Raw genomic sequence first — 12,120 nt, 5'->3', positions numbered from 1 at the left:
GAACGCAGCCTCGCAGGCTCGGCAGCTGCTACAACTCAGCGTAGGGCTGCGATGGCGTCGACGGACTCGCGAATCAGTGCCGGGCCTTTGTAGATGAAGCCCGAGTAGATCTGCACCAGGCTTGCGCCCGCGGTGATTTTCTCTGCCGCGTGCTTGCCTTCGGTAATGCCGCCGGCAGCGATGATCGGCAGGCGACCGCTCAGCTCCGATGCCAGTACTTTCACGGTGTGGGTGCTCTTGTCGCGAACCGGTGCACCGGACAAACCACCGGCTTCGTCGCCATGCTCCATGCCTTCGACGCCGACGCGGCTCAGGGTGGTGTTGGTGGCGATGACGGCATCCATTCCGGTTTCGATCAGCGCTTGCGCAACTTGTGCGGTTTCTTCGTCGCTCATGTCCGGCGCGATCTTGATCGCCAGCGGTACATGTTTGCCATGACGCAATGCCAGTTCCGCGCGGCGCTCGGCCAGATCGGCCAGCAACTGCTTGAGCGAATCGCCAAATTGCAGGCTGCGCAGGCCCGGTGTATTCGGCGAGCTGACATTGACCGTCACATAGCTGGCGTGGGCGTAAACCTTGTCCAGGCAGATCAGGTAGTCGTCCACGGCACGCTCGACCGGCGTATCGAAGTTCTTGCCGATGTTGATGCCCAGCACACCCTTGTACTTGGCCGCCGCCACGCGGGCCAGCAGGTGATCGACGCCGAGGTTGTTGAAGCCCATGCGGTTGATGATCGCCTCGGCTTCCGGCAAACGGAACAGGCGTGGTTTCGGGTTGCCCGGCTGCGGACGCGGGGTGATGGTACCGATTTCGACAAAACCGAAACCCAGTTGGGCAAAACCATCGATGGCCGCGCCGTTCTTGTCCAGACCGGCGGCCAGCCCCACCGGATTCGGGAAGTCCAGGCCCATGACATTCACCGGCATTTTCGCCGGAGCCTTGCACAGCAAGCCGTTGAGCCCAAGACGTCCGCCCGCGCCGATCAAGTCCAGGGACAGATCGTGGGAGGTTTCCGGGGAGAGTTTGAACAACAGCTGACGGGCCAGGGTGTACATGGGCGGATTTGACTCGATTGGCGGCGAATTGAGGCGGCGATTATAGCCGGGCACGGGGTGGCAAGCGAGGCGCGTGATCAAATCAACGGTTAATGGCATATGCCTTGCACCACTCCAGGCACCGGCCCCCATGCCAATGTCGGGATGGGGGCAAAGACAATGGCGTCGTCCCCGGCCTGCTCATGCAAGGACCCGGGACGACGTTTTTTTTGCAAGGTGAACACGCAATGAACGAACCGTCAGCCGGCCCTCTGGCCTGGGTCAATGGCAGCGATGCCCCGGAAAAAACCGAAATCAATCTCGGCTTCATGGCCCTGAGCGACTGCGCCTCGGTGGTTGTCGCCGCCACCCAGGGCTTCGCCCAACCCCACGGCTTGACCCTGAACCTCAAGCGTCAATCGTCCTGGGCCAACCTGCGGGACAAACTGGTCAGCGGCGAACTCGATGCAGCCCACAGCCTCTACGGCCTGATTTACGCCGTTCACCTGGGCATCGGTGGCGTGGCCGCGACCGACATGGCGGTGTTGATGGGCCTGAATCAGAACGGCCAGAGCATCAATCTGTCCCGCGGTTTGCAGGCACTCGGGGTGAGCACTCCTGAAGCACTGGATCGGCACGTGCACCAAACTCGCCCAAAACTCACCTTCGCCCAGACTTTTCCAACCGGCACCCACGCCATGTGGTTGTATTACTGGCTCGCCAGCCAGGGCATTCACCCGCTGCTGGATGTCGACAGCGTCGTGGTGCCGCCACCGCAAATGGTCGCGCACCTGCGAGCCGGGCGTATCGACGGGTTCTGCGTCGGCGAACCCTGGTCCGCCAGCGCGGTGCAACAGGACCTCGGCTTCACCCTGGCCACGACCCAGACCATCTGGCCCGATCATCCGGAAAAAGTCCTCGGCTGCACCCGCGCGTTCGTCGAGCAATACCCCAATACCGCCCGGGCATTGGTGATGGCGGTCCTGGAAGCCAGCCGCTTCATCGAAGAAAGCACCGAGAATTGCCGCAGTACCGCACAATTGCTCAGTGCCGCGCAGTACCTTGACGCGCCACTGGACTGCATCGAACCGCGCCTGCTGGGCGAATACGCCGACGGCCTCGGCCATCGCTGGCAAGACCCGCACGCGCTGCGCTTGCACGGGGATGGCAAGGTCAATCTGCCGTACCTGTCCGACGGCATGTGGTTCATGACCCAGTTCCGCCGCTGGGGTTTGTTGCGCGATGACCCGGACTATCTCGCAGTGGCCCGGCAGGTGCAGCAACTGGACCTGTACCGTGAAGCCGCCAGTGCCGTCGGCGTTGCCTCGTCAGCCGGGGAGATGCGCAGCAGTCAGTTGATCGACGGCAAAATCTGGGACGGTTCGGACCCGGCCGGTTATGCCCGCAGTTTCAAACTGCACGCCATGAGCGACAGCTCGCACCGATCCGCCAGCCGCTGACAGGAGACGATGAACATGCTGCGTATCCTGCTGATCAACGACACCGCTAAAAAAGTCGGACGCCTGAAGGCCGCCCTGACCGAGGCCGGATTCGAGGTCATCGACGAATCCGGCCTGACCATCGACTTGCCCGAACGCGTCGAAACGGTGCGTCCGGACGTGATTCTGATCGATACCGAGTCACCGGGGCGCGATGTCATGGAGCAAGTAGTGCTGGTGACCCGCGACCAGCCACGACCGATTGTGATGTTTACGGACGAACACGACCCCGGTGTGATGCGTCAGGCAATCCAGTCCGGGGTCAGTGCCTACATCGTCGAAGGCATTCACGCACAACGCCTGCAGCCGATTCTCGATGTGGCCATGGCGCGCTTCGAAAGCGATCAGGCCTTGCGTGCCCAGCTGCATGCCCGCGACCAGCAATTGGCCGAGCGCAAGCGCATCGAGCTGGCCAAAGGACTGCTGATGAAAATGAAGAACTGCAACGAGGAAGAGGCCTACACACTGATGCGCCGCCAGGCGATGAGCCGACAGCAGAAGCTGATTCAAGTGGCGGAACAGATTATTGCCATGAGCGAACTGCTGGGTTGACCCCGCCCCTGTGGCGAGGGAGCTTGCTCCCGCTGGGTTGCGAAGCGACCCCAATACCGGACATTTCGGTGAATCTGACACAACACAACAATAGAATTTACGACTGCTTCGCAGCCGAGCGGGAGCAAGCTCCCTCGCCACAAAGGCACTGATTGGCACAAATCTGGCTAAGTAATCACCACAGGTAACCAACGGCGGTTGCCCCACCTACGACAAAGACGTCGCTCACCTCATTTGCCCTTGGCGAATCGGGTGGCGGCGTTTTTTCGTTTTGGCCCCACAGCACGGGGCCGGTGGTGCGGCCGTAACGGCGCCCCACCTGCAAGCTCATGACTCCTTCCGAGACTCTTCACAGCTGAGGTGCGCGATGAATTCAAGCTTCTGGAAATCCGGCCATACCCCCACATTGTTCGCAGCCTTCCTCTATTTCGACCTGAGCTTCATGGTCTGGTACCTGCTCGGACCTTTGGCGGTACAAATCGCCGCCGATCTGCACCTGACGACACAGCAACGCGGGCTGGTGGTCGCCACACCCATTCTGGCCGGGGCGGTCTTGCGCTTCGTAATGGGGATGCTGGCTGATCGCCTGTCGCCCAAAACCGCCGGTCTGATCGGCCAGGTCATCGTGATCTGCGCCCTGTTCGGCGCCTGGAAACTCGGTATCCACAGCTACGAGCAAGCGTTGCTGCTGGGACTGTTCCTCGGCATGGCCGGCGCTTCTTTCGCCGTTGCCCTGCCCCTGGCCTCGCAGTGGTATCCGCCGCAACATCAAGGCAAGGCCATGGGCATCGCCGGCGCCGGCAACTCGGGCACGGTGTTCGCCGCATTGATCGCCCCGGTGCTGGCGGCGGCATTTGGCTGGAGCAACGTGTTCGGTTTCGCCCTGATCCCGTTGATCCTGACCCTGGTCGTCTTTGCCTGGCTGGCGAAAAACGCCCCCGAGCGACCAAAAGCCAAATCCATGGCCGACTACTTCAAGGCCCTGGGCGATCGTGACAGCTGGTGGTTCATGTTTTTCTACAGCGTGACATTCGGCGGCTTCATCGGCCTGGCCAGCGCCCTGCCCGGCTACTTCAACGACCAGTACGGCTTGAGCCCGGTGACTGCCGGCTACTACACGGCTGCCTGCGTGTTCGGTGGCAGCCTGATGCGACCCTTGGGCGGCGCGCTGGCTGACCGGTTCGGCGGCATTCGAACCCTGCTGGCGATGTACACCGTTGCGGCGATCTGCATTGCCGCGGTCGGTTTCAACCTGCCAAGCTCCTACGCCGCACTGGCGCTTTTCGTCTGCACCATGCTCGGTCTGGGTGCAGGCAATGGCGCGGTGTTCCAGTTGGTGCCGCAGCGTTTTCGTCGGGAAATCGGCGTGATGACCGGCCTGATCGGCATGGCTGGCGGCATCGGTGGTTTTGCCCTCGCGGCTGGCATGGGCGCGATCAAGCAAAGCACTGGCAGTTATCAACTGGCGCTGTGGTTGTTCGCCAGCCTCGGCATACTGGCGTGGTTCGGCCTGCACGGTGTAAAACGGCGCTGGAGAACCACCTGGGGTTCGGCCGCCGTGACGGCTGCGCGGGTCTGACGTCTCGATGAGCCTGCAACTGAGTTTCGCCGAAGCCAGCGCCATTGGTCCTCGCGAGGAAAATCAGGATGCCCTGCGCCTGGTCACGCCGGCCCCGGCGCTGGCCGCGAGCAAAGGTTATCTGTTCGCCATCGCCGACGGTGTCAGCCAGTGTGTCGATGGCGGTCTGGCTGCCCGTTCGACGCTGCAGGCCCTGGCGCTGGATTACTACGCCACGCCGGAAACCTGGGGCGTCGCACAGGCACTTGATCGTCTGTTGCTGGCGCAAAACCGCTGGTTGCAGGCCAATGGGGGCGGACAACCGCTGCTGACCACCATCAGTGCGCTGGTCCTGCGCGGCCGGCGTTTTACCCTGGCGCACGTCGGCGATTGCCGGGTGTATCGCTGGCACGCCGATCAATTGCAGCGAATCAGCGAGGATCACGTCTGGGACCAGCCGGGCATGCAGCATGTGCTGAAACGGGCGCTGGGCCTCGATCAACACCTGGTGCTGGATTTTCTCGACGGTGAGTTGCGTCTCAATGAAAGTTTCGTTCTGCTCAGCGACGGCATCTGGGCCGTCCTGGGCGATACCGCCATTGCCGCGATCCTGCGCGATCAACCGGACCTGCACAGCGCCGCGCACACCCTGGTCAATGCCGCGCATCTGGCCGGCAGCCAGGACAACGCCAGCGCCTTGCTGGTGCGGGTCGACGCTCTCGGTGAAGCGAGCCTTGGCGATGCGTTGATTCACTTGCAACAATGGCCACTGCCGCCAGCCCTGAAGCCGGGCCAGTCTTTCGAGGGCTGGCAGGTTGAAGGGATCGTCGCGCAGAGTCAGCAATCGCTGCTTTATCGCGTTCGCGACAGCCAGCAGCAACCCTGGCTGCTGAAAACCCTGCCGGGGCGCCTGCACGACGATCATCAGACCGGGCAAGCGTTACTGTCGGAAGAGTGGTTTCTCAAACGGGTGGCCGGTCGCCATTTTCCTGAAGTCCATGCCGCCAGTCAGCGTCAGCATTTGTACTATGTGATGCGTGAATATCCGGGCTCCACCCTGGCTCAGCGACATGAGCAAAGCGGACCATTGCCACTGGCCCAATGGCAAGACATCGCCGAACGTTTGCTGCGAGCGGTCGGCCTGTTGCATCGACGGCAGATTCTGCATCGCGATATCAAACCGGAGAACCTGTTGCTGGGGGACGACGGTGAGTTACGCCTGCTGGATTTCGGCCTCGCCTACTGCCCCGGCCTCTCGCAAGATCTGCCCTGGGCTCTGCCGGGTACGCCCAGTTACATCGCGCCCGAAGCCTTTCGCGGCGACATGCCGACGCCACAGCAGGACTTGTATGCCGTCGGTGTGACCTTGTACTTCCTGCTCACCGGGCACTATCCCTATGGCGAAATCGAAGCGTTCCAGCGCCCGAGGTTTGGCCTCCCTGTCAATGCCAGCCGCTACCGGCCCGACCTGCCGGACTGGATCGCCCATAACCTGGAGCGCGCCGTGGCGACGGCCCCTGACCAGCGCTTCGAAACGGCGGAAGAATGGCTGCTGCTGATCGAGCAGGGCGAACGCCGTAGTTTGAGCGTGCGCCCCAAGCCGTTGCTGGAGCGCGAGCCGCTGAAAGTCTGGCGGACATTGGCACTGGTATCGTTGCTGCTCAATCTGGTGCTGTTGGTGGTCGCGCTCCATTAGCGGGCAACGCGCTTTGAATCGGTGCACTCCCTCGCGGCTTTGCCCTTGCGAACGGGAAGAAAGCCAACAAATACGGGATCTGAGCGACTTGGCACAACCACTGCATTACCCCTTTCAACAGACATAAAGCGCAGGCTTCAACGACGAAGGCTGCACTTCCCGAGAGAACGGGACCAGGACAAAGGCGTCCTCGCTAGGCAACTAGCGGGACGCCTTTTTTTGTTTGCGCAAAATTTGTCGAGCATGGCCTGAACCCTGATGAGGCAGGCCTGAGCTCCCCGGAGAACCTGATGAAAAAACTAAAACTGGTGATGATCGGCAACGGCATGGCCGGGGTCCGGACCCTGGAAGAACTGCTCAAACTGAGCACGGAGCTCTACGACATCACGGTCTTCGGTGCCGAACCGCACACCAACTACAACCGCATCCTGTTGTCGCCGGTGCTGGCGGGCGAACAGACCTTCGAAGAGATCGTGCTCAACGATCTGGACTGGTACCTGGACAACAACATCAAACTGCTGCTCAACCGCAAAGTGGTGGAGATCGACCGGGTCAAGCGCCGGGTCATTGCCGAAGACGGCAGTGAAGCCGAATACGATCGCCTGCTGATCGCCACCGGCTCGACGCCCTTCATCCTGCCCATTCCCGGCAACACCCTTGAGGGCGTGATCGGCTACCGCGACATCGCCGACACCCAGGCCATGATCGACACCGCGAAAACCTACCGGCACGCTGTCGTGATCGGTGGCGGCCTGCTCGGCCTGGAAGCCGCCAACGGCCTGATGTTGCGGGGCATGCACGTCACCGTGGTGCATATCGGCGAGTGGTTGCTGGAGCGGCAACTGGACAAGACCAGCGGCCAGCTACTGCAAACCGCCCTGGAGTCTCGCGGCCTGCATTTTCGCCTGTGCGAGCAGACCCAGGCCTTGCACGACGCGGGCAATGGCCGGGTCGGTTCGGTGCAATTCAAGAACGGCGACATCATCCCTGCGGACCTGGTGGTGATGGCTGCCGGTATTCGCCCCAATACCGAACTGGCAGAGAAATCCGGCATTCCGTGCAACCGCGGGATTCTGGTCAACGACACACTGCAAACCTACGACCCGCGAATCTATGCCATCGGCGAGTGTGCCAGCCACCGCGGCATCGCCTATGGTTTGGTGGCGCCACTGTTCGAACAGGCCAAAGTCTGCGCCAACCACCTCGCCCAACTCGGTTTTGCCACCTACAAGGGGTCGGTGACCTCGACCAAATTGAAGGTCACCGGCATCGACCTGTTTTCCGCCGGCGACTTCATGGGCGGTGAAGGCACCGAGACCATTACCCTCTCGGACCCGATCGGCGGGGTCTACAAGAAACTGGTGATCAAGGATGACGTGCTGGTAGGCGCCTGTCTGTACGGCGATACGGCAGATGGCGGCTGGTATTTCCGGCAGATCCGTGAGAATCACGCCATCGGCGAGATCCGCGATCACTTGATGTTCGGTGAAAATGCGCTTGGCGACGTAGGACATCAGGGTCAGGACAAAGCCATGAGCATGGCCGACACGGCCGAAGTCTGCGGCTGCAACGGCGTGTGCAAAGGCACCATCGTCAAGGCCATTCAGGAACACGGGCTGTTCAGTGTCGACGAAGTCAAGAAACACACCAAGGCTGCCAGTTCCTGCGGTTCGTGCGCGGGGTTGGTGGAACAGATCCTGATCAACACGGTGGGCGGCGCCGCCGACGTCAAACCGAAAAGCGAAAAAGCCATCTGCGGCTGCAGCGACCTCAACCACGGGCAAATCCGCCAGGCCATCCGCGAGCAGCACCTGCTGACCATCGCCGGCACCCTGAGCTACCTGAACTGGCGCACACCCAACGGCTGCGCCACCTGCCGGCCGGCGCTCAACTACTACCTGATTTCCACCTGGCCGGGGGAAGCCAAAGACGATCCGCAATCGCGCCTGATCAACGAACGCGCCCACGCCAACATTCAGAAAGACGGCACCTACTCGGTAGTCCCGCGGATGTGGGGCGGCGTGACCAATCCTTCGGAACTGCGGCGCATTGCCGACGTTGCCGACAAGTACAACGTGCCGATGGTCAAGGTCACCGGCGGTCAGCGCATCGACTTGCTGGGGATTAAAAAGCAGGACTTGCCAGGCGTCTGGAAGGACCTCGACATGCCGTCCGGCCACGCCTACGGCAAATCCATCCGCACGGTGAAAACCTGCGTCGGCAGCGAGTTCTGCCGCTTCGGCACGCAAAATTCCACACAGTTGGGCATCGAGCTGGAGCACGACCTGTTCAACATGTGGTCGCCGCACAAAGTGAAACTGGCGGTCTCCGGGTGCCCACGCAACTGTTCGGAAGCGGGCATCAAGGACGTAGGAATCATCGGCGTCGATTCCGGCTGGGAGATGTACATCGGTGGCAACGGCGGGATCAAGACCGAAGTCGCGGAATTCTTCGTCAAACTGAAAACCGCCGAAGAAGTCCGCGAATACAACGGTGCATTCCTGCAGCTCTATCGCGAGGAAGCCTTTTACCTGGAGCGCACCGTGCACTACCTACAGCGGGTAGGCATGGACCATATCAAGAAAGCCGTGCTTGAAGACCCGGAGCGTCGCAAGGCGCTCAACGACCGTCTGCAATTTTCCCTGTCGTTCGAACAGGACCCGTGGAAGGAACGCCTGGAACAGCCACAGCTGAAAAAAGAATTCGACGTCATCCCCGTGAAAAACCTGGAGGTGCTGGCATGAACTGGCTGGATATCTGCGCACTGGAAGAAATCAATGCCCTGGGCTCGCGGATCGTCGCCGGCCCTAAGGGTGACATCGCGATTTTTCGTACCAGCGACGACGAAGTGTTCGCCCTCGACGACCGTTGCCCGCATAAGGGCGGGCCGCTGTCCCAAGGTCTGATCTACGGCAAACGTGTGGCTTGCCCGTTGCACAACTGGCAAATCGACCTGGAAAGCGGCGAAGCCCTGGCCCCGGACGTCGGCTGCGCCCACCACCATCCGGCGCGGGTCGAAAATGGCCGAGTGATGCTGGCCTTGCGGGACGCAGGCTGATGGACCGCCAGATCACCGCGTCTACCTGCTGCTATTGCGGAGTCGGCTGCGGCGTGCTGATCGAGCATGACGGCGAGCGTATCCTCGGCGTCAGCGGCGATCCGGCGCACCCGGCCAATTTCGGCAAATTGTGCAGCAAGGGCTCGACCCTGCACCTGACCGGCGACTTGACGGCGCGGGCGTTGTATCCCGAACTGCGCCTGGGCAAAGGCCTGGCGCGCAGCCGCACCGACTGGGATACCGCGCTTGATCACGCCGCCAGCATTTTCGCCAAAACCATTGCCGAACATGGCCCGGACAGCGTGGCGTTCTACATTTCCGGGCAGTTGCTGACCGAGGACTACTACGCCTTCAACAAACTGGCTCGGGCGCTGGTGGGCACCAACAACATCGACAGCAATTCACGGCTGTGCATGTCGTCGGCGGTGGTCGGCTACAAGCGCAGCCTGGGTGCCGACGCGCCGCCCTGCAGCTATGAAGACCTGGAATTGAGCGATTGCGTGATGATCGTCGGCAGTAACATGGCCTACGCCCACCCGGTACTGTTTCGCCGACTGGAAGAAGCCAGATCCCGGCGGCCACAGATGAAAGTCATCGTCATTGACCCACGTCGTACAGACACCTGCGATCTGGCTGACCTGCACCTGGCGATTTTGCCTGGCACCGATGTCGCCTTGTTCCATGGGATTTTGCATCTGCTGCTGTGGGAAGACTGGATCGACCGTGACTTCATCAAGGACCATACCGAAGGCTTACCCGAGCTGAAGAAACTGGTGCGCGATTACACGCCGCAGATGGTGTCGCAGCTCTGCGGAATCAGCGTCGGGCAATTGCAGCAATGTGCCGAGTGGATCGGCACATCACCGAGCTTTCTGTCGCTGTGGTGCATGGGGTTGAACCAATCCACCGCCGGCAGCGCGAAAAACAGTGCCTTGATCAATCTGCACCTGGCCACCGGGCAGATTGGCCGTCCGGGTGCAGGTCCTTTCTCGTTGACCGGTCAGCCGAATGCCATGGGCGGACGGGAAACCGGCAGTTTATCCAACCTGCTGCCCGGCCATCGTGACGCCGCCAACCCTGAGCACCGTGCCGACGTGGCCGCTTACTGGGGTGTTGATCAACTGCCTGAAAACCCGGGGCTGTCTGCCATCGAGTTGTTTGAGCAGGTGGCCAGCGGCAAGATCAAAGCCTTGTGGATCGCCTGCACCAACCCCGCGCAATCTCTTCCCGATCAAACCGCCGTGCGCGCAGCACTGCAAGCCTGCCCGTTCGTGGTCTTGCAGGAGGCCTTTCGCACCACCGAAACCGCCAGGTATGCCGACCTGTTGCTGCCCGCCGCCAGCTGGGGCGAAAAGGACGGCACGGTGACCAACTCCGAACGGCGTATTTCCCACGTCCGTCGCGCGATTGTCGCACCGGGTGAAGCGCGTCCGGACTGGGCGATCACGGTGGATTTCGCACAGCGCCTGGAGAAACATCTGCGTCCGCAAGCGACCAGCCTGTTTGCCTTTGACACCCCGGCGCAGATCTTCGACGAATACAAACAGCTGACGCGTGGACGGGATCTGGACTTGTCCGGGATCAGCCACGGGCTGATCGACAAAATCGGCCCGCAACAATGGCCCTTTCCTGCGGGGTCCAGTGCTGGCACCGCCCGCCTCTATCTCGACGGCATTTTCCCGACCTCCAGCGGCCGCGCGCAGTTCGTGACCGATCCGTATCGCGCCGCCAAGGAACAACGGGATGCGCGCTTCCCGCTAACGCTGATCACCGGTCGTCTGCGCGATCAATGGCACGGAATGAGCCGCACCGGTACCGCCGCGCAGTTGTTCGGTCATGTCAGTGAAGCCGTGTTGAGCCTGCACCCGGATGAGCTGCGCCGGCATCGCCTGCAAACGGGAGATTTGATCAGCCTGAAAAGCCGCCGCGGCGCGGTGATCGTGCCGGTCGCCAGTGACGACAGCGTACGTCCGGGCCAAGCCTTCTTGCCGATGCATTTTGGTGACCGTTTTCTCAAGGGGGGCGTAAACAGCCTCACCCTGCCCGCCTTCGACCCGTTGTCGAAACAACCGGAGCTCAAACACAGCGGCGTGCGACTGGAGCCGGTGCAATTGCCCTGGCACCTTTTCGCGCTGATAGAGGGCGATGTCCAACAGCATTTTGAGACGCTACGCCCCCTCTGCGAGGCATTTTCCTACGTCAGCCTCAGCCTGACCGGTCGTGAGCGCCCTGCGCTGCTGATACGCGCTGCCAGCGCCACGGCGCCAGATCCGCAACTGCTGCGCGATATCGATCAATGCCTGGGGCTGAACGATGGACCGGTCCTGGCCTACGACGACCCGCGACGCTCCATCGGTAAGCGGGTGCGGATCGAGAACGGCCGGATCACTGCGATCCGCCTCGCGGGTGAAACCCTCGCCCGGCACTGGCTGCAGAGCCTCTGGCTCGAAGGTCGCGCCGACGAACAGCTACGGCGCTGGCTGCTCGCGCCACTGAGTGCCCCACCGGGCCAGGTCGACGCCGAAGCAATCGGCAACAAAACCCTGTGCAACTGCAAAAACGTCAGCCAAAACGCGGTCTGCGCCGGCATCCGCCGCGGCCTGGACTTGCAAGGTTTGAAACAAGAATTGGGTTGCGGCACGCAATGCGGCTCCTGCGTCCCGGAAATCAAGCGTTTGCTGGCCGCCACCGCGCAGCCGCAAGCCGCCATCTCGTGAGGAAAA

At 61.8% G+C, this 12,120-nt stretch carries 8 protein-coding genes; 7 read left to right on the top strand and 1 reads right to left on the bottom strand.

Annotation, left to right across the window (positions count from 1 at the left end):
• Nucleotides 1–35: 35 nt before the first annotated feature.
• Entirely contained in the window at nucleotides 36–1,055 is a 1,020-nt protein-coding gene (locus PMI28_RS09775; protein ID WP_007988954.1) for a quinone-dependent dihydroorotate dehydrogenase, read from the bottom strand.
• Between the two features lie 227 nt (nucleotides 1,056–1,282).
• Here PMI28_RS09775 and PMI28_RS09780 point away from each other — a divergent pair, with 227 nt between their 5' ends.
• The 7 genes from PMI28_RS09780 to PMI28_RS09810 all read left to right on the top strand — a co-directional run bounded on the left by PMI28_RS09780 (nucleotide 1,283) and on the right by PMI28_RS09810 (nucleotide 12,114).
• Nucleotides 1,283–2,494 carry a CmpA/NrtA family ABC transporter substrate-binding protein gene (locus PMI28_RS09780; RefSeq protein ID WP_007988953.1) on the top strand — a complete coding sequence of 404 codons (1,212 nt, stop codon included), beginning with the start codon at nucleotides 1,283–1,285 and terminating at the stop codon, nucleotides 2,492–2,494.
• A 15-nt stretch (nucleotides 2,495–2,509) separates the two neighbouring features.
• Complete coding sequence (locus PMI28_RS09785; protein WP_007988951.1) at nucleotides 2,510–3,085, top strand: ANTAR domain-containing response regulator; 576 nt, start codon at nucleotides 2,510–2,512, stop codon at nucleotides 3,083–3,085.
• 367 nt (nucleotides 3,086–3,452) lie between these two features.
• Nucleotides 3,453–4,664, top strand: coding sequence for a nitrate/nitrite transporter (locus PMI28_RS09790; protein WP_007988947.1), 1,212 nt, complete (start codon nucleotides 3,453–3,455; stop codon nucleotides 4,662–4,664).
• Nucleotides 4,665–4,671: 7 nt separating this feature from the next.
• Complete coding sequence (locus PMI28_RS09795) at nucleotides 4,672–6,339, top strand: bifunctional protein-serine/threonine kinase/phosphatase (RefSeq protein ID WP_007988942.1); 1,668 nt, start codon at nucleotides 4,672–4,674, stop codon at nucleotides 6,337–6,339.
• A gap of 290 nt (nucleotides 6,340–6,629) precedes the next feature.
• Nucleotides 6,630–9,083 (top strand): nitrite reductase large subunit NirB, encoded by a 2,454-nt coding sequence (gene nirB / locus PMI28_RS09800; protein WP_007988941.1) that lies wholly within the window; start codon nucleotides 6,630–6,632, stop codon nucleotides 9,081–9,083.
• Nucleotides 9,080–9,397, top strand: coding sequence for a nitrite reductase small subunit NirD (gene nirD, locus PMI28_RS09805; protein ID WP_007988940.1), 318 nt, complete (start codon nucleotides 9,080–9,082; stop codon nucleotides 9,395–9,397). Before nirB ends, nirD begins: the two co-directional genes overlap by 4 nt.
• Complete coding sequence (locus PMI28_RS09810) at nucleotides 9,397–12,114, top strand: nitrate reductase (protein ID WP_007988937.1); 2,718 nt, start codon at nucleotides 9,397–9,399, stop codon at nucleotides 12,112–12,114. The genes nirD and PMI28_RS09810 overlap by 1 nt, the downstream gene beginning before the upstream one ends.
• Nucleotides 12,115–12,120 lie beyond the last annotated feature (6 nt).

Source organism: Pseudomonas sp. GM48 (genome assembly GCF_000282335.1).
Taxonomy (GTDB): Bacteria; Pseudomonadota; Gammaproteobacteria; order Pseudomonadales; family Pseudomonadaceae; genus Aquipseudomonas.
This window is presented reverse-complemented; position numbering and strand designations above follow the sequence as displayed.